Origin of the sequence: Streptomyces violaceorubidus (assembly GCF_000717995.1) — a bacterium.
GTDB classification, from domain to species: Bacteria; Actinomycetota; Actinomycetes; order Streptomycetales; family Streptomycetaceae; genus Streptomyces; species Streptomyces violaceorubidus.
The window spans coordinates 261,378-285,735 of sequence record NZ_JODM01000001.1 but is presented as its reverse complement, the minus strand read 5'-3'; the positions used below and the strand labels follow the sequence as shown (position 1 = coordinate 285,735).

33 protein-coding genes and 1 pseudogene are annotated in these 24,358 nt (G+C 67.8%); 3 read left to right on the top strand and 31 right to left on the bottom strand.

Translation table 11 applies throughout. The annotated features are described in order from the left end of the window. Positions 1 to 20: 20 nt before the first annotated feature. The 26 genes from IE94_RS0101435 to IE94_RS0101310 all read right to left on the bottom strand — a co-directional run bounded on the left by IE94_RS0101435 (position 21) and on the right by IE94_RS0101310 (position 18,488). Complete coding sequence (locus IE94_RS0101435; protein ID WP_030145481.1) at positions 21 to 674, bottom strand: adenylate kinase; 654 nt, start codon at positions 672 to 674, stop codon at positions 21 to 23. Next, positions 674 to 1,987: a preprotein translocase subunit SecY gene (gene secY / locus IE94_RS0101430; protein WP_030145480.1), complete on the bottom strand. Its 1,314-nt coding sequence runs from the start codon at positions 1,985 to 1,987 to the stop codon at positions 674 to 676. Before secY ends, IE94_RS0101435 begins: the two co-directional genes overlap by 1 nt. Positions 1,988 to 2,243: 256 nt before the next feature. Then, complete coding sequence (gene rplO / locus IE94_RS0101425; protein WP_023547373.1) at positions 2,244 to 2,699, bottom strand: 50S ribosomal protein L15; 456 nt, start codon at positions 2,697 to 2,699, stop codon at positions 2,244 to 2,246. Between the two features lie 2 nt (positions 2,700 to 2,701). Next, positions 2,702 to 2,884, bottom strand: a complete 183-nt coding sequence (gene rpmD / locus IE94_RS0101420; protein WP_003974250.1) for a 50S ribosomal protein L30 — start codon at positions 2,882 to 2,884, stop codon at positions 2,702 to 2,704. 2 nt (positions 2,885 to 2,886) lie between these two features. Then, positions 2,887 to 3,492, bottom strand: coding sequence for a 30S ribosomal protein S5 (gene rpsE, locus IE94_RS0101415; RefSeq protein ID WP_003974251.1), 606 nt, complete (start codon positions 3,490 to 3,492; stop codon positions 2,887 to 2,889). Positions 3,493 to 3,535: 43 nt separating this feature from the next. Beyond that, positions 3,536 to 3,919, bottom strand: coding sequence for a 50S ribosomal protein L18 (gene rplR / locus IE94_RS0101410; RefSeq protein WP_030145479.1), 384 nt, complete (start codon positions 3,917 to 3,919; stop codon positions 3,536 to 3,538). A 3-nt stretch (positions 3,920 to 3,922) separates the two neighbouring features. Further along, entirely contained in the window at positions 3,923 to 4,462 is a 540-nt protein-coding gene (rplF, locus tag IE94_RS0101405; RefSeq protein WP_030145478.1) for a 50S ribosomal protein L6, read from the bottom strand. A gap of 24 nt (positions 4,463 to 4,486) precedes the next feature. Continuing rightward, the gene (gene rpsH / locus IE94_RS0101400; protein WP_026248232.1) at positions 4,487 to 4,885 is read right to left on the bottom strand and encodes a 30S ribosomal protein S8; all 399 of its coding nucleotides are present in this window, start codon (positions 4,883 to 4,885) and stop codon (positions 4,487 to 4,489) included. A gap of 209 nt (positions 4,886 to 5,094) precedes the next feature. Beyond that, entirely contained in the window at positions 5,095 to 5,280 is a 186-nt protein-coding gene (locus tag IE94_RS0101395; RefSeq protein WP_003948630.1) for a type Z 30S ribosomal protein S14, read from the bottom strand. A 5-nt stretch (positions 5,281 to 5,285) separates the two neighbouring features. Beyond that, a complete protein-coding gene (gene rplE / locus IE94_RS0101390; RefSeq protein ID WP_003974255.1) occupies positions 5,286 to 5,843 on the bottom strand; it encodes a 50S ribosomal protein L5 in 558 nt (185 codons plus the stop codon). Beyond that, the gene (gene rplX / locus IE94_RS0101385; RefSeq protein ID WP_003992365.1) at positions 5,843 to 6,166 is read right to left on the bottom strand and encodes a 50S ribosomal protein L24; all 324 of its coding nucleotides are present in this window, start codon (positions 6,164 to 6,166) and stop codon (positions 5,843 to 5,845) included. Before rplX ends, rplE begins: the two co-directional genes overlap by 1 nt. 2 nt (positions 6,167 to 6,168) lie before the next feature. Further along, positions 6,169 to 6,537 (bottom strand): 50S ribosomal protein L14, encoded by a 369-nt coding sequence (rplN, locus tag IE94_RS0101380; protein WP_003974257.1) that lies wholly within the window; start codon positions 6,535 to 6,537, stop codon positions 6,169 to 6,171. A 107-nt stretch (positions 6,538 to 6,644) separates the two neighbouring features. Beyond that, the gene (gene rpsQ, locus IE94_RS0101375; protein WP_019329634.1) at positions 6,645 to 6,932 is read right to left on the bottom strand and encodes a 30S ribosomal protein S17; all 288 of its coding nucleotides are present in this window, start codon (positions 6,930 to 6,932) and stop codon (positions 6,645 to 6,647) included. Next, a complete protein-coding gene (gene rpmC / locus IE94_RS0101370) occupies positions 6,932 to 7,156 on the bottom strand; it encodes a 50S ribosomal protein L29 (protein ID WP_007494763.1) in 225 nt (74 codons plus the stop codon). The genes rpsQ and rpmC overlap by 1 nt, the downstream gene beginning before the upstream one ends. Next, positions 7,156 to 7,575, bottom strand: a complete 420-nt coding sequence (gene rplP, locus IE94_RS0101365; protein ID WP_004927269.1) for a 50S ribosomal protein L16 — start codon at positions 7,573 to 7,575, stop codon at positions 7,156 to 7,158. Before rplP ends, rpmC begins: the two co-directional genes overlap by 1 nt. A gap of 5 nt (positions 7,576 to 7,580) precedes the next feature. Then, a complete protein-coding gene (rpsC, locus tag IE94_RS0101360) occupies positions 7,581 to 8,414 on the bottom strand; it encodes a 30S ribosomal protein S3 (protein ID WP_030145477.1) in 834 nt (277 codons plus the stop codon). Then, positions 8,414 to 8,761: a 50S ribosomal protein L22 gene (gene rplV, locus IE94_RS0101355; RefSeq protein ID WP_019329637.1), complete on the bottom strand. Its 348-nt coding sequence runs from the start codon at positions 8,759 to 8,761 to the stop codon at positions 8,414 to 8,416. Before rplV ends, rpsC begins: the two co-directional genes overlap by 1 nt. A 42-nt stretch (positions 8,762 to 8,803) precedes the next feature. Continuing rightward, entirely contained in the window at positions 8,804 to 9,085 is a 282-nt protein-coding gene (rpsS, locus tag IE94_RS0101350) for a 30S ribosomal protein S19 (RefSeq protein ID WP_003974263.1), read from the bottom strand. Positions 9,086 to 9,097: 12 nt separating this feature from the next. Continuing rightward, a complete protein-coding gene (gene rplB, locus IE94_RS0101345) occupies positions 9,098 to 9,934 on the bottom strand; it encodes a 50S ribosomal protein L2 (RefSeq protein ID WP_030145476.1) in 837 nt (278 codons plus the stop codon). A gap of 40 nt (positions 9,935 to 9,974) precedes the next feature. After that, positions 9,975 to 10,394 carry a 50S ribosomal protein L23 gene (rplW, locus tag IE94_RS0101340; protein ID WP_007443985.1) on the bottom strand — a complete coding sequence of 140 codons (420 nt, stop codon included), beginning with the start codon at positions 10,392 to 10,394 and terminating at the stop codon, positions 9,975 to 9,977. Beyond that, positions 10,394 to 11,053, bottom strand: coding sequence for a 50S ribosomal protein L4 (rplD, locus tag IE94_RS0101335; protein ID WP_030145475.1), 660 nt, complete (start codon positions 11,051 to 11,053; stop codon positions 10,394 to 10,396). The genes rplW and rplD overlap by 1 nt, the downstream gene beginning before the upstream one ends. Positions 11,054 to 11,061: 8 nt before the next feature. Beyond that, entirely contained in the window at positions 11,062 to 11,706 is a 645-nt protein-coding gene (gene rplC, locus IE94_RS0101330; protein ID WP_030145474.1) for a 50S ribosomal protein L3, read from the bottom strand. A 17-nt stretch (positions 11,707 to 11,723) separates the two neighbouring features. Continuing rightward, complete coding sequence (rpsJ, locus tag IE94_RS0101325) at positions 11,724 to 12,032, bottom strand: 30S ribosomal protein S10 (RefSeq protein ID WP_003948644.1); 309 nt, start codon at positions 12,030 to 12,032, stop codon at positions 11,724 to 11,726. A 451-nt stretch (positions 12,033 to 12,483) separates the two neighbouring features. Next, complete coding sequence (locus IE94_RS0101320; RefSeq protein ID WP_030145473.1) at positions 12,484 to 13,107, bottom strand: hypothetical protein; 624 nt, start codon at positions 13,105 to 13,107, stop codon at positions 12,484 to 12,486. A gap of 42 nt (positions 13,108 to 13,149) precedes the next feature. Next, complete coding sequence (locus IE94_RS0101315; RefSeq protein ID WP_051777155.1) at positions 13,150 to 17,679, bottom strand: DUF6531 domain-containing protein; 4,530 nt, start codon at positions 17,677 to 17,679, stop codon at positions 13,150 to 13,152. 161 nt (positions 17,680 to 17,840) lie between these two features. Beyond that, a complete protein-coding gene (locus tag IE94_RS0101310) occupies positions 17,841 to 18,488 on the bottom strand; it encodes a hypothetical protein (RefSeq protein WP_030145471.1) in 648 nt (215 codons plus the stop codon). 402 nt (positions 18,489 to 18,890) lie between these two features. Here IE94_RS0101310 and IE94_RS0101305 point away from each other — a divergent pair, with 402 nt between their 5' ends. Together IE94_RS0101305 and IE94_RS0101300 are read left to right on the top strand one after the other, a co-directional pair. Next, the gene (locus IE94_RS0101305; RefSeq protein ID WP_030145470.1) at positions 18,891 to 19,247 is read left to right on the top strand and encodes a MerR family transcriptional regulator; all 357 of its coding nucleotides are present in this window, start codon (positions 18,891 to 18,893) and stop codon (positions 19,245 to 19,247) included. Between the two features lie 49 nt (positions 19,248 to 19,296). Continuing rightward, positions 19,297 to 19,656, top strand: a complete 360-nt coding sequence (locus IE94_RS0101300; protein ID WP_030145469.1) for a hypothetical protein — start codon at positions 19,297 to 19,299, stop codon at positions 19,654 to 19,656. 99 nt (positions 19,657 to 19,755) lie between these two features. Here the strand turns inward: IE94_RS0101300 and gdhA are convergent, their stop codons facing one another. From gdhA to IE94_RS0101285, 3 genes are all read right to left on the bottom strand, one after another. Further along, positions 19,756 to 21,114 carry an NADP-specific glutamate dehydrogenase gene (gene gdhA / locus IE94_RS0101295; protein ID WP_030145468.1) on the bottom strand — a complete coding sequence of 453 codons (1,359 nt, stop codon included), beginning with the start codon at positions 21,112 to 21,114 and terminating at the stop codon, positions 19,756 to 19,758. Between the two features lie 157 nt (positions 21,115 to 21,271). Further along, on the bottom strand, positions 21,272 to 21,481 hold the full coding sequence (locus tag IE94_RS0101290; protein ID WP_030145467.1) for a 4-oxalocrotonate tautomerase family protein: 210 nt from the start codon (positions 21,479 to 21,481) through the stop codon (positions 21,272 to 21,274). 1 nt (position 21,482) lies between these two features. Further along, positions 21,483 to 22,265 carry an SDR family oxidoreductase gene (locus IE94_RS0101285; protein ID WP_030145466.1) on the bottom strand — a complete coding sequence of 261 codons (783 nt, stop codon included), beginning with the start codon at positions 22,263 to 22,265 and terminating at the stop codon, positions 21,483 to 21,485. 86 nt (positions 22,266 to 22,351) lie between these two features. On the opposite strand from IE94_RS0101285, the gene IE94_RS0101280 reads away from it, so the two are divergent. Continuing rightward, positions 22,352 to 23,242, top strand: a complete 891-nt coding sequence (locus tag IE94_RS0101280; RefSeq protein ID WP_037921430.1) for a helix-turn-helix transcriptional regulator — start codon at positions 22,352 to 22,354, stop codon at positions 23,240 to 23,242. On the opposite strand, the gene IE94_RS0101275 is transcribed toward IE94_RS0101280, so the two are convergent. Together IE94_RS0101275 and IE94_RS35115 are read right to left on the bottom strand one after the other, a co-directional pair. Next, positions 23,193 to 23,384: a DUF397 domain-containing protein gene (locus tag IE94_RS0101275; protein WP_030145464.1), complete on the bottom strand. Its 192-nt coding sequence runs from the start codon at positions 23,382 to 23,384 to the stop codon at positions 23,193 to 23,195. The two genes, IE94_RS0101280 and IE94_RS0101275, sit on opposite strands and share 50 nt — an antisense overlap. Further along, positions 23,381 to 24,230, bottom strand: a pseudogene (locus IE94_RS35115) (helix-turn-helix domain-containing protein). Before IE94_RS35115 ends, IE94_RS0101275 begins: the two are co-directional and overlap by 4 nt. Positions 24,231 to 24,358 lie beyond the last annotated feature (128 nt).

Below are 24,358 nucleotides of genomic sequence, written 5' to 3'. Positions count from 1 at the left end.
GCTGCAAGCCGGGCGGCGTACTACTGGTCGCGCTTGAGCGCCTCCAGCGCGCGGCGGGTGACCTCGTCCACGGGGCCCGTCGCGGCGATGGTGGCGACCAGGCCCTGCGCCTTGTAGTAGTCGATGATCGGCTCGGTCTGCGTGTGGTAGACCTCCAGCCGCTTGCGGACCGTCTCCTCGGAGTCGTCGTCCCGCTGGTACAGCTCGCCGCCGCAGACGTCGCAGACGCCTTCCTTCTTCGGCGGGGTGTACGTCACGTGGAAGACGTGCGCCGAGTCGTTGCGGCAGACGCGCCGGCCGGCGATTCGCTTGACGACCTCGTCCTCCGGGGCCTCCAGGTCCAGCACCGCGTCGAGCTTCATGTCCTCGGTCTCGAGCAGCTCGTCCAGCGCCTCGGCCTGGGAGACGTTGCGCGGGAAGCCGTCCAGCAGGAAGCCGCCCTCGGCGTCGGGCTGCTCCATGCGGTCCTTCGCCATGGCGATCGTGACCTCGTCCGGCACGAGGTTGCCGGCGTCCATGTAGGACTTCGCGAGCTTGCCCAGTTCGGTCTGCTGGCTGATGTTCGCGCGGAACAGGTCGCCCGTGGAGATGTGCGGAATGTGCAGCGTCTCGGCAAGGCGGGTGGCCTGCGTTCCCTTTCCGGCACCCGGAGGCCCGACGAGGACGATTCGCATCAGCGGAGGAACCCTTCGTAATTGCGCTGCTGGAGCTGGCTCTCGATCTGCTTCACCGTCTCGAGACCGACACCCACGATGATCAGGATGCTGGTGCCACCGAACGGGAAGTTCTGGTTTGCCCCGAAACCAGCCAACGCCATTGTCGGGACGAGAGCGATCAGACCCAAGTACAGCGAACCCGGCCAGGTGATCCGGTTGAGTACGTAGCTCAGATACTCAGCGGTCGGTCGGCCAGCCCGGATGCCCGGGATGAAGCCACCATACTTCTTCATGTTGTCCGCGACTTCCTCGGGGTTGAACGAGATGGCCACGTAGAAGAAGGCGAAGAAGACGATCAGGAAGAAGTACAGGACCAGGTGCGGAGTCGCGGCCGGGTCGGCGAGGTTCTTCTGGATCCAGGTGGCCCAGCCCGCGGTCGAGCCGGAGAACTGAACGATCAGTGCCGGGATGTAGAGCAGCGACGAGGCGAAGATGACGGGGATGACACCCGCCTGGTTCACCTTGAGGGGGATGTACGTCGAGGTGCCGCCGTAGGAGCGGCGGCCGATCATGCGCTTGGCGTACTGCACGGGGATTCGGCGCTGGGCCTGCTCCACGAAGACGACCAGGGCGACCATCACGAAGCCCACGATCAGGACGGTGCCGAACTCGATCCAGCCGTCCGCCAGCTCGCCCTGCTTCTTGATCGCCCACAGGGCGGACGGGAAGGACGCGGCAATCGAGATGAACATCAGGATCGACATGCCGTTGCCGATGCCGCGGTCGGTGACCAACTCGCCGAGCCACATGACGACGGCGGTGCCACTGGTCATCGTGACCACCATGACCACGGTGGTGAAGATCGACTGGTCCGGAACAATCTGACCCGCGACGGTGCAGCCCGAGAAGAGGGCACCGCTGCGGGCGGTGGCCACGAGGCCGGTGCCCTGGAGGATGGCCAGCGCGATGGTCAGGTAACGGGTGTACTGCGTGATCTTCGCCGTACCGGACTGGCCCTCCTTCTTGAGGGCCTCCAGACGCGGGATCACGACGGTGAGGAGCTGCAGAATGATGCTCGCCGTGATGTACGGCAGGATGCCGAGCGCGAAGACCGTGATCTGCAGCAGGGCGCCACCGCTGAACATGTTGACCAGGCCGAAGAGGCCCTGGTTGCCGGACGCCTGGTCCACGCACTCCTGGACGTTCTTGTAGTCGACACCGGGAATGGGGATGTGGGTACCGAGGCGGTACACCACGATGATGCCGAGCGTGAAGAGCAGCTTCTTGCGCAGGTCGGGCGTCTTGAACGCCCGGGCGAACGCGGTGAGCACGGTGCCTCCTGCGACCCCCGCGCTACTGCGTCAAGGGTGACGGTCTTGAGGTTCGACTGACGACTGATAAGTGGACGGCTGAGGAAGTAACGCTGAACCGCCGCCAAGAGTGCCTCATGTGACGCACCCGTGAAAGAGGGCAGCGCAGGCCACCTTACCGGCGGGAGCACTCCCCTTGGAACGACCAACCGGGGATACCCCTTTTGTGGGGCATCCCCGGTCGGGATCGCTCATGTCATCGACACGCCTGAGTGGTTCAGACGAGCTCGGTGACGGTACCGCCGGCGGCGGTGATCTTCTCCTTGGCGGAGCCGGAGACGGCGTCGACCGTCACCTGCAGCGCCACGGAGATCTCGCCCTGGCCGAGCACCTTGACGAGGCTGTTCTTGCGAACGGCACCCTTGGCCACCAGGCCCTCGACGGTGACCTCGCCACCCTCGGGGTACAGCGCGGCCAGCTTGTCGAGGTTCACGACCTGGAACTCGGTCTTGAACGGGTTCTTGAAGCCCTTCAGCTTCGGAAGACGCATGTGGAGGGGCATCTGGCCACCCTCGAAGCGCTCCGGAACCTGGTAACGGGCCTTCGTGCCCTTGGTACCACGACCGGCCGTCTTACCCTTCGACGCCTCACCACGACCGACACGGGTCTTGGCGGTCTTGGCGCCCGGGGCGGGACGGAGGTTGTGGATCTTGAGCGGGTTCTGCTCCGCCATGATCAGTCGACCTCCTCGACCGTCACGAGGTGGCGGACGGTGTGCACCATGCCGCGGAACTCGGGGCGGTCCTCCTTGACGACCTGCGTGTTGATCCCCTTGAGACCAAGGGAACGCAGGGTGTCACGGTGGTTCTGCTTGCTGCCGATGTAGGACTTGACCTGCGTAATCTTGAGCTGCGCCATGATTACGCACCCGCCCCGGCACGCGCACGGAGAAGGGCCGCGGGGGCGACGTCCTCGAGCGGCAGACCACGGCGGGCCGCGATCTCCTCGGGACGCTGCAGGCCCTTGAGGGCCTCCACGGTCGCGTGCACGATGTTGATCTGGTTGTCGGAGCCGAGCGACTTCGACAGCACGTCGTGGATACCGGCGCACTCGAGCACGGCGCGCACCGGACCACCGGCGATCACGCCGGTACCGGGGGACGCGGGCTTGAGCAGCACGACGCCGGCAGCCTTCTCACCCTGGATGGGGTGCGGGATGGTGCCCTGGATGCGGGGGACCTTGAAGAAGTGCTTCTTGGCCTCCTCAACGCCCTTGGCGATGGCGGCCGGCACCTCCTTGGCCTTGCCGTATCCGACACCCACGGTGCCGTCACCGTCGCCCACCACGACCAGCGCGGTGAAGCTGAAGCGACGACCACCCTTCACAACCTTGGCGACGCGGTTGATCGCGACGACGCGCTCAACGTAAGCGGTCTTCTCGGCGGCACCTGCGCCACCGTCACGGCCCTTCCGGTCCCGCCGCTCGCCGCCACCGGCACCGCTGCCGCGGCGCTGGGGTCCAGCCATTGGAATTACCTCTCTCTGTTTCCGCTAGCGATACGGAACCGGCTCAGAACTTCAGTCCGGCTTCGCGGGCGGCGTCCGCCAGGGCTGCGATGCGCCCGGCGTACTGGTTGCCACCACGGTCGAACACGACAGCCTCGACGCCGGCGGCCTTGGCGCGCTCGGCGACCAGAGCGCCGACCTGCTTGGCCTGCGCGGACTTGTCGGCCTCGCCGCCACGGATCGAGGTGTCCAGGGTGGACGCCGACGCCAGGGTGTGACCCTTGATGTCGTCGATCACCTGGGCCACGATGTGGCGGTTCGAGCGGGTAACGACCAGACGGGGACGCTCCGCCGTACCGGCGATCCGCTTGCGGATCCGGATGTGACGGCGCTTGATCGCGGCGCGCTTGTAGGCGTCGCCCTTGAGGATCTTCTGTCCGTATGCCATGGCTTACTTACCCGCCTTTCCGACCTTGCGGCGGATGACTTCGCCCTCGTACTTGACGCCCTTGGCCTTGTACGGGTCGGGCTTGCGCAGCTTGCGGATGTTGGCCGCAACCTCGCCGACCTTCTGCTTGTCGATGCCCTCGACCGAGAAGTGGGTCGGGTTCTCCACCTTGAAGGTGATTCCCTCGGGGGCCTCGACGAGGATCGGGTGGCTGTAGCCGAGGGAGAACTCCAGGTTCGAACCCTTGGCGAGCACGCGGTAACCGACACCGCTGATCTCGAGCTTCTTCACGTAACCCTGGGTCACGCCGGTGATCATGTTCGCCACCAGCGTGCGGGACAGGCCGTGCAGGGCCTTGCTCTGACGCTCGTCGTTGGGGCGGGTGACGTTCAGAACGCCGTCCTCACCCTTGGCGATGTCGATCGGTGCCACGACGGTGTGGGTCAGCGTGCCCTTCGGGCCCTTGACCGAGACCGTACGGCCGTCGATGGTGACGTCCACGCCGGCGGGAACCGCGATGGGGAGCTTGCCGATGCGCGACATAGCTGTTTCCTCCGTTCCCTTCCGTTACCAGACGTAGGCGAGGACTTCTCCGCCTACGCCCTTCTTGCCGGCCTGCTTGTCGGTGAGGAGCCCGTGGGACGTGGAGATGATCGCCACGCCGAGGCCACCCAGCACCTTGGGCAGGTTGGTGGACTTCGCGTACACCCGGAGACCGGGCTTGGAGATCCGCTTGATGCCCGCGATGGAGCGCTCACGGTTCGGGCCGAACTTCAGCTCGAGGACGAGGTTCTTGCCGACCTCGGCGTCCTCGGTCTTCCAGCCCGTGATGAAGCCCTCCTGCTGGAGGATCTCCGCGATGTGAGACTTGATCTTGGACGCCGGCATCGTCACGGAGTCGTGGTACGCCGAGTTCGCGTTCCGCAGACGCGTAAGCATGTCTGCGATCGGATCAGTCATGGTCATGAATTGGCCTTCGGCCTCTCTCGCCGGGGTTTCCTGGTGCGCCATCCCTCTCCCCGATCCGAGACGGGACGGGTGCGGCGCGGTGGACCTACGGCGTAGTAAGTCGTACGGGCGGCAGACGCCCAACCCCGCAAGCCTACGGCATGCGCGGACGGGCTTCTGCCGACCCAGATGCTTACCGAGAGTCTGAATAACCCGGGATTACCGGATTACCAGGAGCTCTTGGTCACGCCCGGCAGCTCGCCACGGTGAGCCATCTCACGAAGGCACACGCGGCACAGGCCGAACTTGCGGTAGACGGAGTGCGGACGGCCGCAGCGCTGGCAGCGCGTGTAGCCGCGGACACCGAACTTGGGCTTGCGAGCAGCCTTGGCAATCAGAGCCTTCTTCGCCATCTCGCTCACGCCTCCTTGAAGGGGAAGCCGAGGTGACGGAGGAGCGCGCGGCCCTCAGCGTCGTTGGTCGCCGTGGTCACCACGGTGATGTCCATACCCCGGGTGCGGTCGATCTTGTCCTGGTCGATCTCGTGGAACATGACCTGCTCGGTGAGACCGAAGGTGTAGTTGCCACGGCCGTCGAACTGCTTGGGGGACAGACCACGGAAGTCGCGGATGCGCGGCAGCGCCAGCGACAGGGTGCGGTCCAGGAACTCCCACATGCGGTCGCCACGGAGCGTGACGTGGGCACCGATCGGCTGACCCTCACGCAGCTTGAACTGCGCGATGGACTTGCGGGCCTTGGTGACGGCCGGCTTCTGACCGGTGATGGTGGTCAGGTCGCGGATCGCGCCCTCGATCAGCTTCGAGTCACGGGCGGCGTCGCCGACACCCATGTTGACCACGATCTTCACGAGGCCGGGGATCTGCATGACGTTCTCGTAGGAGAACTCCTCACGCAGCTTGCCCGCGATCTCCTCGCGGTACTTCGTCTTGAGACGCGGAGTGGTGGTGGTAGCCATCAGATGTCCTCACCCGTCCGCTTGGCAACGCGGATCTTGTTGCCCTCGTCGTCGAAGCGGTAACCGACGCGCGTGACGACCTTGTTGCCGTCCTTCTCCACGACCAACTGGACGTTGGAGACGTGGATCGGGGCCTCGGTGGTCACGATGCCGCCGGCCTGCGAACCGCGAGCGGTCGGACCGGCCTTGGTGTGCTTCTTGACCCGGTTGACACCCTCGACCAGGACGCGGTCCTCGCGGGGGAAGGCCGCGATGACCTTGCCCTGCTTGCCCTTGTCCTTACCGGTGATGACCTGGACCAGGTCGCCCTTCTTGATCTTCATGCTCACAGCACCTCCGGCGCGAGGGAGATGATCTTCATGAACTTCTTCTCGCGCAGCTCACGGCCGACCGGGCCGAAGATACGGGTGCCGCGAGGGTCGCCGTCGTTCTTCAGAATGACGGCGGCGTTCTCGTCGAAGCGGATGTACGAGCCGTCCGGACGGCGGCGCTCCTTGACGGTGCGAACGATGACCGCCTTGACGACGTCACCCTTCTTCACGTTGCCACCGGGGATCGCGTCCTTGACGGTGGCGACGATGACGTCACCGATACCCGCGTAGCGGCGACCGGAGCCACCGAGCACACGGATGGTGAGGATTTCCTTCGCACCCGTGTTGTCGGCGACGCGCAGTCGCGACTCCTGCTGGATCACGTCTATCTCCTGAATGTCTGCCGGTTCCCCGGGAGCCGATCACCTGGGTGAACGGCTCCCGGAGCCTGGCGGAACTGTCCTGCGGGGAATGCCTCGCAGGAGATCTTTTACTTGGCCTTCTCGAGGATCTCGACGACGCGCCAGCGCTTCGTCGCGGACAGCGGCCGGGTCTCCATGAGGAGGACGCGGTCGCCGACACCCGCGGCGTTCTGCTCGTCGTGCGCCTTCAGCTTCTCGGTACGGCGGATGACCTTGCCGTACAGGGCGTGCTTGACGCGGTCCTCGACGGCGACGACGACGGTCTTGTCCATCTTGTCGCTGACGACCAGACCCTCACGGGTCTTGCGGAAGCCGCGGGCGGCCTTCGTCTCTTCAGTCACGTTGCTCTCGCTCATCAGGCGTTCTCCACCGTCTCGATGCCGAGCTCACGCTCACGCATGAGGGTGTAGATACGGGCGATGTCCTTGCGGACCGCCTTGAGACGGCCGTGGTTCTCGAGCTGACCCGTGGCCGCCTGGAAGCGGAGGTTGAACAGCTCTTCCTTGGCCTCGCGGAGCTTCGCCAGAAGCTCCTCGTTGCCCAGCTCGCGCAGCTCGGACGCCTTGGTACCGGCCGACATCACGCTTCACCTGCCTCGCGCTTGACGATCCGGCACTTCATCGGCAGCTTGTGGGCCGCACGAGTCAGCGCCTCACGGGCGATCTTCTCGTTGGGGTAGGACAGCTCGAACATGACCCGACCCGGGTGCACGTTCGCGATCCACCACTCCGGAGAACCCTTACCGGAACCCATGCGGGTTTCGGCCGGCTTCTTCGTGAGCGGGCGGTCCGGGTAGATGTTGATCCAGACCTTGCCACCACGCTTGATGTGGCGGGTCATCGCGATACGGGCCGCCTCGATCTGGCGGTTGGTCACGTACGCCGGCGTGAGGGCCTGAATGCCGTACTCGCCGAACGCGACCGTCGTACCGCCCTTGGCCTGACCACGGCGCTTCGGGTGGTGCTGCTTGCGGTGCTTGACCCTACGGGGGATCAGCATGACGGTCAGGCCTCCGTTCCGGTGCTCTCAGCCGGAGCGGCAGCGGCGGGCGCCTCGGCCTTGGGGGCCTCGGCGGCCGGAGCCGACTGCTGCTGCGGCTTGCGCCCGCGACGCTCGCCACCGCGGCCACCACGGGCCGGGCGGTCGTTGCCGCCACCGCGGGCCGGGCGGTTGCCCGCACGCGCGGCGGCGTTCTCGGCGCGGACCTCGGCGATGTTCTTGACGTCGCCCTTGTAGATCCAGACCTTCACACCGATGCGGCCGAAGGTCGTCTTGGCCTCGAAGAAGCCGTAGTCCACGTTCGCGCGGAGCGTGTGCAGGGGCACACGGCCCTCGCGGTAGAACTCCGAGCGGGACATCTCGGCGCCGCCGAGACGGCCACCACACTGGATCTTGATGCCCTTGGCGCCGGCCTTCATGGTGCCCTGCATGCTCTTGCGCATGGCACGACGGAAGGAGACGCGGGAGGACAGCTGCTCGGCGACGGCCTGGGCGACCAGCTGAGCGTCCGTCTCGGGGCTCTTGACCTCGAGGATGTTCAGCTGGACCTGCTTGCCCGTGAGCTTCTCGAGCTGACCGCGGATCTTGTCGGCCTCCGCACCGCGGCGGCCGATGACGATGCCCGGACGAGCCGTGTGGATGTCCACGCGGACGCGGTCACGGGTGCGCTCGATCTCGACCTTGGAGATGCCGGCGCGCTCCATGCCGGACGTCAGCATCCGACGGATGGCGACGTCTTCCTTGACGTAGTCCTTGTACAGCTTGTCGGCGTACCAACGCGACTTGAAGTCGGTCGTGACACCGAGCCGGAACCCGTGCGGGTTTACCTTCTGGCCCATTACCGGGTTCCTTCCTTGCTGCTGACGACCACGGTGATGTGGCTGGTCCGCTTGCGGATCCGGTAGGCGCGGCCCTGGGCACGCGGCCGGAACCGCTTCAGGGTCGGGCCCTCGTCGACGTACGCCTCGGAGATGTAGAGGCTGTCGGCGTCGGTGTGGTCGTAGTTGTGCGCGGCGTTGGCGATGGCGCTGTCCAGCACCTTGCCGACCGGCACGCTCGCGGCCTGCGGGGCGAAACGCAGGACCGCCTGAGCCTCCGTGGCATCCATGCCACGGATGAGGTCCACCACGCGGCGGGCCTTCATGGGCGTGACGCGGATGTACCGCGCCTGGGCCCTGGCTTCCATGGTTGTCCCTTCAGTGTTTGTCATGGTCATTCCACCCCGCTGTTAGCGGCGCTTCGACTTCCGGTCGTCCTTGACGTGACCCCGGAAGGTGCGCGTCGGCGAGAACTCGCCGAGCTTGTGGCCGACCATGGACTCGGTGACAAACACCGGGATGTGGGTCTTGCCGTTGTGCACCGCGATCGTGTGGCCGAGCATCGCCGGGACGATCATCGAGCGACGGGACCAGGTCTTGATGACGTTCTTGGTACCGGCTTCGTTCTGCGTGTCCACCTTCTTGATCAGGTGGTCGTCGACGAAGGGTCCCTTCTTCAAGCTACGAGGCATCTCAACCCGTCCTTAGCGCTTCTTGTTCGTCTTGCGGCGGCGGACGATGTACTTGTTCGACGCCTTCTTGGGCGAACGAGTACGGCCTTCCTTCTTGCCCCACGGGGACACGGGGTGACGACCACCGGAGGTCCGGCCCTCACCACCACCGTGCGGGTGGTCCACCGGGTTCATGACCACACCACGGACGCTCGGGCGAACGCCCAGCCACCGCTTGCGGCCCGCCTTGCCCCAGTTGATGTTGCTCTGCTCGGCGTTGCCGACCTCGCCGACCGTGGCGCGGCAGCGCTGGTCGACCAGGCGGATCTCACCGGACGGCATGCGCAGGTGGGCCATCGAGCCCTCCTTCGCGAGCAGCTGCACGGAGGCACCGGCGGAGCGGGCGAACTTGGCACCGCCACCGGGACGGAGCTCGATCGCGTGGATCGTGGTACCGACCGGGATGTTGCGGAGCGCCAGGTTGTTGCCCGGCTTGATGTCGGCCCCGGGACCGTTCTCGACGCGGTCGCCCTGCTGCAGGTTGCGCGGGGCGAGGATGTAGCGCTTCTCGCCGTCGGCGTAGTGCAGCAGCGCGATGCGCGCGGTGCGGTTGGGGTCGTACTCGATGTGCGCGACCTTCGCCGGCACGCCGTCCTTGTCGTGCCGACGGAAGTCGATGACACGGTAGGCGCGCTTGTGTCCGCCACCCTGGTGGCGAACGGTCACACGACCGGCGTTGTTACGGCCGCCCTTGCTGTGCAGCGGGCGGACCAGCGACTTCTCCGGCGTGGACCGCGTGACCTCGACGAAGTCGGCGACGGAGGAGCCACGGCGGCCCGGCGTCGTCGGCTTGTACTTGCGGATTCCCATTTCTCAGTCCTCGTCCGATTCCGGACGATCCGGACCTCCGTCAGGAGGTCGGACCGCCGAAGATGTCGATACGGTCGCCCTCGGCGAGGGTCACGATCGCGCGCTTGCTGTCGGCACGCTTGCCGAAGCCCGTGCGGGTCCGCTTCCGCTTGCCCTGGCGGTTGATCGTGTTGACCCCGGTGACCTTGACCGAGAAGACCGCCTGGACGGCCTCCTTGATCTGGGTCTTGTTGGAGCCCGGCGCGACGATGAACGTGTACTTGTTCTCGTCGAGGAGCGCGTAGCTCTTCTCGGACACGACCGGCTTCAGCAGCACGTCACGGGGGTCCGTGAACGCCTTGCTGGCCGGGGTGACGACGGTGTTCTTGCCCTCGGCCTCGTGGCGGCGCGCCTTGGCGACGCGCGCGGCCTTGGCGGCCTTGGCCGCCTTGGAGGCGATGCTCGGGTGACGCGTAGCCATCAGGCTTCGCTCCCTTCGGTGTCAATGGCCTTGTCGGGGCCAGACACGAAGGACTCGAAAGCGGCCTGGGTGAAGACCACGTCGTCCGAGACGAGAACGTCGTACGTGTTCAGCTGGCCCGGCTCCAGGATGTGGATCTGGGGCAGGTTGCGGGCGGACAGCCACGCGGCCTCGTCGGCGCGGTCGACGACCAGGAGCAGGTTCTTGCGCTCCGAGATCTTGCCGAACAGCGTCCGGGCGGCCTTCGTGGACGGGGTCTCGCCCTCGATGACGCCGGTGACGACGTGGATGCGGTTGTGGCGGGCCCGGTCGGTGAGGGCGTGGCGCAGGGCCGCGGCCTTCATCTTCTTGGGCGTCCGCTGCGAGTAGTCACGCGGCACGGGGCCGTGGACGACGCCACCGCCGGCGAACTGCGGCGCACGGGTCGAACCCTGGCGGGCGCGGCCGGTGCCCTTCTGGCGGTACGGCTTCTTGCCGCCACCACGGACCTCGCCGCGACGCTTGGTCTTGTGCGTGCCCTGACGGGCAGCGGCGTTCTGCGCGACGACGACCTGGTGGATCAGCGGGATGCTGATCTTCTCCACGCCGAAGATCTCCGCGGGGAGTTCGACGCTTCCGGTCTTCTCGCCGGCAGGCGAAAGGATGTCAACAGTGCTCATCGGTTACCTCAGGCCCCCTTGGCCGCGGTGCGGACCAGGACGAGGCCGCCGTTCGGACCGGGAACCGCGCCCTTGATGAGCAGCAGACCCTTCTCCGCGTCAACGGCGTGGACGGTCAGGTTCTGGGTGGTGACCCGCTCGTTGCCCATGCGGCCGGCCATGCGCATGCCCTTGAACACGCGGCCCGGGGTGGCACATCCGCCGATGGAGCCGGGAGCGCGGTGCTTGCGCTGGGTGCCGTGTCCGGCGCCGAGGCCACGGAAGTTGTGACGCTTCATGACACCGGCGAAGCCCTTGCCCTTGCTCTTGCCGGTGACGTCGACCTTCACGCCGGCCTCGAAGACCTCGGCGGTGACTTCCTGACCGAGGGTGTACTCGGCGGCGTCGGCCGTACGGATCTCGACGAGGTGGCGACGGGGGGTGACGTCGGCCTTGGCGAAGTGGCCCTTGAGGGGCTTGTTCACCTTGCGCGGGTCGATCTCGCCGAACGCGATCTGGACGGACTCGTAGCCGTCGACGTCGTTCGTGCGGACCTGGGTGACGACATTGGGGCCGGCCTTGACGACGGTGACCGGAACAACACGGTTGTTCGCGTCCCACACCTGCGTCATGCCGAGCTTCTCGCCCAGGATGCCCTTGATCTGCTTAGCCATTCTCAGATCACCGGCCTTCAGAGCTTGATCTCGATGTCGACACCGGCCGGGAGGTCGAGTCGCATCAGAGAGTCAACGGTCTTGGGGGTCGGGTCGAGGATGTCGATCAGGCGCTTGTGCGTGCGCATCTCGAAGTGCTCGCGCGAGTCCTTGTACTTGTGCGGCGACTTGATGACGCAGTACACGTTCTTCTCAGTGGGCAGCGGCACCGGGCCCGCGACCGACGCACCAGTGCGGGTCACCGTCTCGACGATCTTCTTCGCCGAGGAGTCGATGACCTCGTGGTCGTAGGCCTTGAGCCGGATGCGGATCTTCTGTCCCGCCATGGCTACTCAGTAGTCCTGTCTCTCGTAACGCTCTGGACCCGGTGGTCCTTGTCCATTCCGCTCCCCCTCCGACCCACGCGGTCGGGCGTGTCGCGCTCTCGCTGACATGGATGTCCCTTTTCGGGACTTCCCTGCAGTGGGAGTCGCGGGCCCTTCCGGAACCGCAGACCGGGGGCGAGAGGCCCACCGGGTGCCTGGCCTGCACCCCGCTGACACTTCCCGGAAGATTCCCGTACGTCCGCCCCTACACCTTTCGATGTAATGCGTGGGACGACGAGTACTGTGGGACTCGCTTCCGGTCCCCCCGGCGGGAGGCGCGCAGCATCGGCACTCGACCGAGCAACCCCGCTAGTCTGCCATACGGGGCGGGGGGCTGGCCAATCGAAGCGGATGACTGTACCCCGGGGGTGACGGGGATCAAACCCTGGCGCCGCGCCGGACGGCTGCCCCGTCAGGACACACCGAGCAACTGCTCCAGAATCTCGTCGTAGGCCCGGAATCCGGCCTTGCCCTCGTCGGGGGCGTCCGACTCGGGTCGCAGGATGCCCGGCAGGTGTGCGACACGCCACATCCGGAAGACCAGGCCGGGGGTGCTCCCGCCGCTCGGGTCCGCCAGGGCGCAGGCGATCGTCAACACCTCGGCGATCTGCTCCCCGCCCCGGACGGCCTCGGTGCCGGCCGCGACGGCCGCGGTGACGAGCGCCTGAAGCAGAAGCGTGAGCTGCAGGTCCGCTGCCATACGGCACATGCGGCGAACCAGCGCCGGCTCCTCCAGCTTCGCCAGAGGCTCGGGGACCCCTGTGACACCCGCGGACCACAGGAGCAGAAAAGCCGCGGGCACTTCGTGATCGCGCAGCCGTCCCAGCTCGTCGACAACGGCCATGCCCGAGTCGCTGAACCGGCAGACCGACCGGATGCCACCGAGCAGGCGCCCCACGTCCTCGGACCGCTCGTCCAGGAAACGGCCGACCGAGACGTCCGAGACGGACCACGTACCCGTCGCGTTCACGGCCCCGACCTCCACGACACCGCCGAGCGGGCCGAAGACACCACGAGCCAGCATGCTCTCCGACATGGGAACGATCGAACCTGCCACTACCGCGCTCCTCGCAAAACTCTAAAATTGGCCCATCATGTGCTGAATCACCGCGTCTCGCTGCGGTAGTACGCGTGGAGAACCCGCGTTCAGGATGTCGACCCCCTCCTGAGTGTCCACGAAGTACTCCGGCTGGCGCCCGGCGGGCCCACTGTGCTCGCGGAGCACCGAATCAGCGAATGATCTCGGCACTTCGGTCCGCACCACGACTCCGTCGGGACCGGCGTACTGTGTGGCCGCCCTGTTGAAGTCGTCGGTGAGGTATACGCCGGCGTCCGGTGTGTATTCACGCTGCATGTCGTGAGAGCGGCCCAATGAGAATTCCCCGCCGCTCCAGTCCCGTGAGCCATGGTAGAGAACCACGCTTTCCTCGTCGCAGGACATCAGACCGAAGGGGTCGGTCTGCCGCCACGGGTGGGTCACGTAGCTGTAGGGGTCCGGAGCGGGCGCCAGTCCGAGGGGGTCCAGCGAGGTGTATCGACCGCTCTCCGGGTCGTAGTGGCGGTGGTAGTTGTAGTGCAGTCCTGTCTCTTGGTCCTGGTACTGACCGGGAAAGCGCAGCGGGGTGTACGCCCGGCTCCTGCGGGGCCAGGCCGTGGTGCCCCATGTCGTCCGGCGGGCTTTCCAGCTCACCTCGCCGTGCGGATCGACGAGCTGGGTCGGAGTCCCGACCAGGTCGGTGACGATCGCGAAGAAGCGCGCGTCCACTTCTTCCTGCGTGGCCGAGTCGGTCAGTCGTTCGGTCTGGGCGATCGGTCGCAGGCCGGAGTGGTCCCAGGTCAGGGTGACCGCATTCGGCAGAGCCGGGTCGCTGGTGATCTCCTCCACGAGGACCGGGCCGTCCCATGTGAAGTCCGTCCGCTCCACGACTGAATGGCCGTCGTCGCCGCGTCGCTCCTTGGCGATACGGCGACCGAGCGGGTCGTAGGAGTAGCGCCAGACCGCGCCGTCCGGGGTCCTGACGGAGGTGAGTCGGTCCTCGGCGTCCCAGGCGTACCGCCAGACCGCGGGCTTCCGGGACAGACGCTTTTTGCGGCGCTCCACGACCCGTCCGGCAGCATCGTGGACATAGCGCAGTCCTCCCGCCCGCTCCAGGCGGCTTCCGGCGTAGGAACGGCGGCCCTGCGCCGCGTCCGGTCCCGGATATCCGGACCATGAAGCAGAAGTGACGCGTCCTGCGAGGTCATAGTCGTAGCTTTCCGAACGCCCCTCCCCCTCCAGGCTCCTGACGCGCCTCATCGAGTCGGTGGTCAGGACGACACGGCCGTCGACGGCATCGGACACCTGGCTGGGATCGTGCCGCGTCCCGTAGCTGTACGCGCGGCCCTGGACCAGCCGGTCCGCGGTCGTCCACCGTTCTTCCACGGGCTGACCGTTCGCGTCCCACGACTGGTCGAGGCGCAGCGAAGCACCGATGCGACGGCTGATTTCCTGTCCGGCGGCATCGCGACCGAATTCGATGGCGTGGCCGGAGGTATTCAGACGGATCATTCGTCCGACGGCGTCATATCCGTACAGGGCACGCGCGCCGGAGGGCGTGACTCGCTCGACACGGCGGCCGGCGGAGTCGTACGTCGACACTGTCGACCGGCCGTTCACCCACTCGGCGACCACCCGTCCGGCGGGATCCCGCTCCAGCCTCAGGTCGCAGCCCGGTCCCACGGCACGGACCAACCGCCCCATGGCGTCGTGGACGTACTCGGTGGACTCGGCGCCGACGGCTTTGGTACGAAGCCGCCCCACCGGGTCGTACGTGAACGCGACCTCCTGGCTCGTCGGGTTCAGCCGCTTCGACAACCGGCCGGCCGCGTCCCGCTCGTAGGTCGTCCGCTGTTCGTCGAAGTCCGTTTCGGCGACGAGCCGGCCGGCCGCGTCGTAGGTATATGCCCAACGCAGGCCGAGGGGATTGATCGCACACGTAAGCCGAAGCGACGCGTCGTACTCGAATGCGTACCGTCCTCCGTCGGGTTCCGTCTGCGTGGTGAGCAGGTCGAAAGGACCGTATTGGAAGGTCGTCAGGGCACCGTCCGGCTTCACGTGGGACGTGCAGTTGCCCTCACCGTCATACGTCCACGTCTCCTGGGTGCCGTCGGGGCCGAGCACCCGGGTCGGACGGCCTTCGACGGTCCACCACAGCCTGGTCGTTTCTCCCAGGGGCCCCGTAAGGGCGCTGAGCCGGCCGAAGGAGTCGTACGTGCGTGTGGTGCGCTCCCCCAGAGCACTGGTGGTCTCGCATCGTAGGCCGACGGCGTTGCACCGCACGGTTGTCGTGGCGCCGAGTGGGTCGGTGACCGAGGCGATCGCCCCGTGGGCGTCATACGCGAACCCCGTGCGCGCACCGTCCGGTGCGATGGTCTCAAGCCGGTTGCCTCGTGCGTCGTAGGTGTGCTGCCAGCTCGTCCCGTCCGGCAGGTTGACGCGGGTCGGCAGGTGCAGTGCGTTGTACACCACGGTGATGACACCGCCGTCCGGCAGCGAAACGTGCGTCGGCCGACCGACCGCGTCCACCTCATAGCGCGTGCCGTGCCCGAGGGGATCGGTACGGGAGAGCAGGTGGTGGTGGTCGTCGTACTCGGTGCGAGTGCAGTGGCCAAGGGGGTCGATCTCGGCAATGACCTGGCTGTTGTCGTTGACAACGAACCGAGTGGTCGCGCCGTCGGACGTCGTATGACGGGTGATCCGGCATCCCGGCCAAGCGGAGAGTGCCTCGTCGTACGTGAACGTGCCGGCGACGTGTCCGGCTTGTCCGGCCTGTGAGACGCACCGCCCGTGATCGTCGTAGACGTAGGTGTACCGATGGCCGTTGCGGTCGGTCCATGACGTCATACGCAGGTACGCGTCGTAGGTGAACGCGAGGGTCAGCCCGGAGGAGTTGACGACCTCGGTGAGGTTGCCGTCGTCGTAGCCGTAGCGCCTGACAACGGTGTTCGAACCGTCCTCCGCATCGGTCAGACGCAGGGCTGTGACACGGCCGTCGGAAGTGGTGAACGTGACGTGGTAACCGCCCGAGTGCCGAATCCCGAGCGGAACACCGGACTCGTCGTACTCGAAGGTGAGACTGTTGGTGTTGCGGTCGGTGATGCTGGTGATACGGGCAGTGCCGTCGGGCTGTGGGGCGAAGCGGCGGCTGAGGCCGGTCCAGGGATCGTCCACTCGATACGTTCCATCGGCCTCCCGGCTGAGGGGCATACGGGGCCCCGCCTCGGGCAGCCAGGGACGCCCCACCTCGCCTTCGACTCGGTAGACGAGGATCATCCCGTCCTCCGTGACGAAACAGACGCCGTCCGCGTCCATCTCCAAGCGCTGATCCAGAGTCGAGGACCAACCAGGGCCGAACCACCATCCGCATCCGTAGTCGGACGCGGCACGGCGAATGAACGTCAGGGGCAGGGTTCCGGGAAGGGACACGTCCGTCTCGGTCAGGAACGTCTCTCCAGTGGCGACGTCGACCGGGTCGCCGCAGCCTCTGATCTTGCTCTTCAGTCGGTTGTAGGCGCCCCTGGCACCGTCGGCCACCGCTGTCCTGGCGTTCTTGGCGACGCCTCGCGCGCTGAGGGCCATGCCCTTCAGCCCCATCTTGCCCAGTGCCTTCGCACCCTTGGCGAGCCCGCCGAGGGTGGTGAGGCCCTTCATGCCGGGTATGCAGTCCAGCGCGGCGAACCCCACGTCCCACAGGGACGCTTGGCCCTTGCTGTATTTGTAGAGCGTGTCGGCGAGGACCACGAGGGCGGCGACCAGGACGATCGCGCCGAGGATCGGGCCGCCGATGATCATCGCGATGATGCCGACGACCGCGACGACGACCTTGCAGACGGCGACGATGGTGTCCCAGTTGTCGGTGAACCAGTCGCCGACCTCCTCCCACCAGGACCGGTTCTGGATGCCGGCGTCGGACGCCTCGTCGATCTTGTGCTTGGCCTCCCGGGCGGCGTCCTCACGCATCTTGCGCGCGTCCTCGGCCATCTTCTTCGCCGCGTCCAGCGCCCCCTGCGCCGAGTCGACGGCCGACTGCGCGTCGGTCTGCGCCGTCCTGGCGTGCTGCACGTCGCGGGTGGCCGCGCGGACCTTCGCCTCGTCCGGCTTGTCGGCGTCCGACTTGCTGCCGGTCGGGTCGTCCTTGTACTTGTCCGCCTCCTTCGACGCCCGCGTCACCCACGAGTCCGCCGAGGACAGCTTCGACTGCGCCGAGGTCAGGTCCTGGCGGGCCTCCCGCGCCTTGACGAGCGCCCGGTCCGCCAGCGCCTGCGCCCGCTCCAGCTTCGGCCAGAAGTCCGCGAGCGCGTCGCCGCACATCCCGTACGACTTCTCCAGCTTCTTCAGGTTCTTGGGTACCCCGGAGAACTCCTCCTTGAAGACCGTCGCCGACTTCCCCGCCCACTCCGCGAGCGTCGACTCCCCCGCCATCCCCTTCACCAGACGCAGCGCCTCGGACACGTCGTCGGCGAAGTCGTGCAACGTCTTGGCGAGCGTGCGCACCCGCTGCGGATCCCCCGGGGTCGGGTCCTTGTCCAGGTCCAGGACATGCCAGTCACTCGGCCTGTGGCCCACCATCGCGCTACCCCCGTCAACTCACGCGCCGCACCGCCAACCACCCCTACGCGCATGCGAACTTACAAGGCACGGACGTACGAAGAAAGACGGTCCTGAAAGGAAACGGCCTGCGGCGTCGTGGGCGACGAAGGAGCCGCGCGCCTACGCCCGCCCCCGCGCCCTCAGTCCACGAACCGGAACGTCGACGTGATCGCGTCGAAGATGTCGAAGAAGGAGTCCGCGAGGTCGAGGACCTGGCTGCTGCCCGCCACCAGGGCGACCTTGCCCTCCTGGCCGGGGACCGGGATGTACGTCTGCATGAGCACCGCGCGGACCGTGCGGTTCAGAGCGTCCCCCGGGACCGGGATGTCCTCCACGCCCCGGGTGCGGGCGGCGGGGCCCACGCCGGGGATGTCGACCGTGGTGACCTTGCGCCAGGAGTCGCCGGGTTTCCTCGCCTCCTTGACGGCCAACTGCCCCGCGATGGCCGCCGGGTCGGTGGGGAGGGGGTCGCCGGAGGACGTGCGGCCGCCGATCAGGGAGACCGTGACCGAGCCGGTGATCGGGGTGTCGCCGCCGAAGCTCTCCGCCATGCAACCGCAGTACAGCGCGCCCGACTTCCACGCGTCGGACGCCGCCTGCTGGAGGAAGGTGAGGTACGCGGACCGGGAGGGCTTCAGCTCCGGGTACCGGCGGACGCGGTCGTCGACCATGCGGCGGATCGAGTCGTCCCGGGACTCCGGGCGCACGTCGAACTCCCACCAGGTCTCCGGCACCTTGATGCGGAACCCGCCCCGTTCGACGGTCAGTGCTTCCGTGTAACGGGCCATGTCCTGCCCGGCCTCCCCCGTCAGTCGCTCGAACAGTTGCCCCGTCATCGTCCCACACGGCCCATGCGCCCTCGATACAGAAAGCCGTTCACCCGTTTGGATGAAAATCTGTTGTGGCTGCTGTAGACATTCCCTCGCCGCCGTGGTTAGTCTTCTGTCGTAGCCAAGAAGTCAGTGAAGCGAGGCAAGGAGGAGGACGCCATCAGGATCGCCCGGTCGAGCACGCTCTCACCGGGTACCGCAGGCCCCGGAACGGAAGGTGGTCCCACGGTCACGCATCCGCGATCCCTCAACAGAAGGCCGGCAGTGCAGTAGGCCGGCGGATGGTGTTACAAATCCCTCGGGGCCTTGGTGCCGTACGGCACCAAGGCCCCTCGACGCATTCCGCGAACAGAGGTGCAGATGACCGCAGACACACCGCTCGACCGCATCGACGACGACGACTACCCCGCGTACACCATGGGGCGGGCGGCCGAGATGCTGGGCACCACGCCCGCCTTCCTGCGAGCCCTCGGAGAGGCCCGGCTGATCACGCCGCTGCGCTCGGAGGGGGGCCATCGCCGCTACTCCCGCTACCAGCTGCGCATCGCCGCTCGCGCCCGCGAGATGGTCGACCAGGGCACGTCCATCGAGGCGGCCTGCCGCATCATCATCCTGGAAGACCAGCTCGAAGAGGCTCAGCGCATCAACGCGGAGCTGCGGCGCGGTGGCGCCGGGGCGTCCGGGGACACGTCGGGGAGTGCTCGTTCTGCCCGCTAGTGCCACCGACCCGCCCGCCCGCGCGGGCCTGCGGATAAAATCCGTTCTCATGTCGAAGCCTGACGAGCTGCTCGTTGACATTGCCGCCCGTGTGGAGTCCGCGCAGAGCAGTCGAATGTCCTTGACCGTGGTCACCCACGGCGCTGTTATCACCGGCCGCCTGGCCCCCGAGTCCGTGTGGCGGCAGCGGGTGTCGGAAGTGCTGACCGACTCCGCGGACCTGGGCGCCTTCTCCGCCGCCTTCGACGCCCCGGCACAGAAGGTGGAGGCACCCACACACCTGCACTTCCACGTCGCCCGGATCCTCCAGGGCACGATGGGGATCCCCGAAACCGGCGGAATGTACCGCGTGGCGATCGAGGACGTCAGCGCCTGGACCGTGGGGGACTTCAGCTACTCCGACCACTGACCCGCCATGGCAGCCGGGGCCCGCACTCAGCAGGGTGCGGGCCCCGACCTTGTGCGCCGGACGGGGCATCCGCCCCCGTGTCCGCGCACCCGTCGCCCCTCAGATGACGCCCTGCGCCAGCATCGCGTCGGCCACCCGCTCGAAGCCGGCGATGTTCGCGCCGGTGACGTAGTCGCCGGGGGCGCCGTAGCGCTCGGCGGTCTCGTGGCAGGTGGTGTGGATGCTGGTCATGATGTCCGCCAGCTCCTCCTCCACACGCGCCGCCGTCCACGACGTACGGGCGTGGTTCTGCGCCATCTCCAGGGCGCTGACCGCGACGCCGCCCGCGTTGGCCGCCTTGCCGGGGCCGAAGGCGACGCCCGCCTTCTGGAGCAGGTGGACGGCGGCGGGGGTCGTCGGCATGTTCGCGCCCTCGGAGACCGCCTTGACGCCGTTGCGGACCAGGGCCGCGGCGTCGTTCTCGTCCAGCTCGTTCTGCGTGGCCGACGGCAGGGCCAGGTCCGCCGGGACCTCCCAGACGCGCCCGCCGGGGACGAAGCGGGCCGAGGCGCCCCGGCGCTCGGCGTACGCGTCGACGCGGCCTCGCTCGACCTCCTTGATCTGCTTGAGCAGGTCGAGGTCGATGCCCTTCTCGTCGACGACGTAGCCGGAGGAGTCGGAGCAGGTGACGGCGTTCGCGCCGAGGGCGGTCAGCTTCTCGATGGTGTAGATCGCCACGTTGCCGGAGCCCGAGACGACCGCGGTCTGGCCCTCCAGGTCCTCACCGCGCTCGCGCAGCATCGCCGCCGCGAAGAGCACGTTGCCGTAGCCCGTCGCCTCCGGGCGGATCAGCGAACCGCCCCAGCCCTGGCCCTTGCCGGTGAGGACGCCGGACTCCCAGCGGTTGGTGATCCGGCGGTACTGGCCGAAGAGGTAGCCGATCTCCCGGCCGCCGACGCCGATGTCCCCGGCCGGGACGTCCGTGTGCTCGCCGATGTGCCGGTACAGCTCCGTCATGAAGGACTGGCAGAACCGCATGACCTCGGCGTCGCTGCGCCCGTGCGGGTCGAAGTCGCTGCCGCCCTTGCCACCGCCGATGCCGAGGCCGGTCAGCGCGTTCTTGAAGATCTGCTCGAAGCCCAGGAACTTGATGACGCCCAGGTTGACGGACGGGTGGAAGCGCAGGCCGCCCTTGTACGGGCCCAGCGCGCTGTTGAACTCGACGCGGAAGCCCCGGTTGACGTGGACGCGGCCCCGGTCGTCCTGCCACGGCACCCGGAAGATCACCTGGCGCTCCGGCTCGACCAGCCGCTCGACGAGGCCGGGCTCCGCGTACTCGGGGCGGGCCGCGACGACCGGGGCGAGTGTTTCCAGGACCTCGTGCACAGCCTGGTGGAACTCCGGCTGGGCCGGATTGCGGTGCTCGATCTCGGTGAGGAGGTGGTCGAGGGTGGTCTGCGTCTCGCTTCGGGTCGTCACAGGGGCCCTTTCTGGCACGGCGGGCACCGGTCGCGTGCAGCGACCGGTGGGAGGCGCTCGGCGCCGTTGCCGCGCGCGGGACACTCAAGTGTTACGCGCGTGTAAACCTCGTGGCCAGCACCCGCTCACTGGATGAGACGAAGAACTCCGGGTGCCGCTACTCCTCCCCGTTCAGCATCGCGGCGGTCAGGACGTTGCCGGCGACGCCCCAGCCGCCGTCCGGGACCTCGTCGACGAGGACGACGGTGGTCGGGCGGGCTCGCTCCCCGTAGATCTCGGCGTAGAGGTCGGTGGTGCGTTCGACGATCTTCTGCTTGTCCTGTGGCGTGAGGGTGCCCGCCGGGACCTTGAAGTGGGCGAAGGGCATGTCAGACCAGCCCTCCGTTGGCACGCAGGATCTGGCCGTTCACCCAGTGCCCGGCGGGGCTGCCCAGGAAGGCGATCACCGCCGCGATGTCCTCCGGGGTGCCCAGCCGCTCCAGGGGCGGCGTCTTCGCGAGCCGGTCGATCTCCTCGGCCGTCTTGCCGTCGAGGAAGAGGTCGGTGGCCGTCGGCCCGGGCGCGACCGTGTTCACGGAGATGTCCCGCCCGCGCAGCTCCCGCGCCATGATCAACGTCATGGCCTCCACGGCGCCCTTGCTCGCCGCGTAGCCGGCGTACGTGGGGGCCTGCGTCCCCACGACGGAGGTCGAGACCCCGACGAAGGCGCCTCCCGCGCGCAGTCGCCGCGCCGCCTGCCGGGCGACGACGAAGGTGCCGCGGATGTTGGTGCGGTGCATGGCGTCGAGCGCCGCCAGGTCCAGGTCGGCGATCGGCGCCAGTCTCATCTGCCCGGCCGCGTTCACGACCACGTCGACGCCGCCGAACTCCTCCTCCGCCCGGTCGAACAGTGCGGCGACCTCCTTCTCCTCCGCCACGTCGGCCTGTACGGAGACGGCTCGTCCGCCGGCCCCGGTGATCGCCGCCACCGTCTCGTCGGCGGCGGCGGTGCCGCGGGCGTAGTTCACGACGACGGCCAGACCGTCCTCGGCGAGCTTCCGGGCGACCGCACGGCCGATGCCGCGCGATCCGCCGGTGACGACGGCGACCCGTGTGCCGCCGTCGCCCGGTTCTGCTGTCTGCTGGTTCGTGTGGTGCGTATGCGTGGTCATGACTCCACGATGCGGCCGGTCGCGCGGCGCAGCCAGGGGATGCCATCCCCTGGGTCACCGGCCCGGCCCCGCGCAGAATGGACGGTATGAGTGCTGCGAAGTACGCCGAGCTGGGAGCGTTCCTGCGTTCGCGGCGCGAGCGCATCCGCCCCGCCGACGTGGGGCTCCCCGCCGGTCCGCGCCGCCGGGTGCCGGGGCTGCGCCGTGAGGAGGTGGCCCAGCTCGCCGGTGCCTCCGTGGACTACTACAACGAGCTGGAGCGCGGCGCCGGGTCGCAGCCGTCCGAGCAGATGATCGCCTCGCTGGCGCGTGCGCTGCGGCTGTCCGCCGACGAGCGGGACTACCTGTACCGGCTCGCCGACCGGCCGGTGCCCGTCCAGGGCGGGCCCGCCTCGCACGTGCACCCCGGCATGCTGGACCTGCTGGAGCGCATGTCCTCGACCCCGGCGCAGGTGATCACCGACCTGCACGTCACCCTCGTCCAGAATCCGCTGGCCGTGGCGCTGCTCGGGGACCAGTCCGGTTACCGGGGGCCCCGCGCCAGCTTCGTGCACCGGTGGTTCACCGAGCCGGAGGCCCGGAAGCTGTATCCCGAGGCCGACCACGCGTACCAGTCCCGTTCCTTCGTCGCCGACCTGCGGGCCGCCGCCGCCCGGCGGGACGCCAAGGACGCGGAGGTCGGCTCGATGATCCGTACGCTGCGCGGCGTCTCCCCCGAGTTCGCCGCGCTGTGGGCCGACCACGAGGTGGCCTTCCGGCGCGAGGACCGGAAGCGGCTGGTCCACCCGGTGATCGGCCTGATCGAGGTCAACTGCCTCAACCTCTTCAGCGAGGACGGCCGCCAGCGGCTCCTGTGGTTCACCCCGGCCGTCGGCACGGACAGCGCGGGGCTGCTGGAGCTGCTGGCCGTGCTCGGCACGCAGGAGGTCAGCGCCGCGACGCGTACGGCAGGAAGCTCGCCCAAGCGGCGGGGGTGAGGGTGAGGCGGGGGCCGTCGGTGTGCTTGGAGTCCCGGACGTGGATGGTGGCGGGGGTCAGGGCCAGCTCGACGCAGGAGTTGCCGTCGGTACCGCCGCTGTAGCTGCTCTTGAACCAGACCAGTTCGGCCTCGCGGATCATGTTTCTCCCAGCAGTGTCTCGATGAAGGCCAACGACTCCCTGGGGGAGAGAGCCTGCGCCCGGATCGTGCCATACCGCAGCTCGACAACGCGCAGGTGTTTCGGGTCGGTGATCGGCCGTCCGTTGAACGCCCCGTCAGAGCGCCCCACCGCTGTACCGTCCGGGAACTTCAACAACTCGATCCTGCCGTCCAGCCCTGGATGGGCGTCAGCATTCGTCGGCATCACCTGAAGCGTGACGTTGTGCAATCGCCCCATCTCCAGCAGACGTTCGAGCTGCTGTCGCCACACCATTGTGCCCCCAACCTGCCGACGCAATGGCGCCTCTTCCAGCACGAAGTGCATCGAGGGAGCCGGATCGCGCTCGTAGACCGACTGCCGAGCCAACCGTGCGGCCACCATACGGTCGACGTCGTCGGGTGAGTACGGCGGCTGCGCTGCCTCGATCAGCGTTCGCGCGTGCTCCGGGGTCTGCAAGAGGCCAGCGATGATGTTGCACTCGTACAGGCCGATCTCAACAGCCTTCCCCTCCAACTTCCCCAGTTCCCGAACCCTCTTCGGGGTACCGAACCTTCTTCACGTCCTCCCACGCCGCCGAGATGAGCCCACCGGCTCCGAGCACCTCGTCGGCCCTGTCCAGGTACTCCTGCCGGGGAATCCGCTTGCCGCCCTCGACCTTGTAGACCAGGTCCTCCCCGTACCCGACCGCCACTCCGAACTCGCCGGCGCGCATCCCGGCAGCCTCGCGGCGGAGCTTCAACTGCCGTCCCACCGTGGTGATGACCGCGACACCCCACTCGTCGTCGGGGTCGACCTCCCACCCCGACTCGTCCGTCTCGACCGCCATCCCGCACCCCTTCGTCGTGCTCGCCGTGTTGCCCCAGCGCCCTACCCGTACGGCACCTACCGACAGCCCCGACAGCGATGGACAACCACCGGACAGTCACGGCACGTACCCGCTGAGTCACTTTTCAC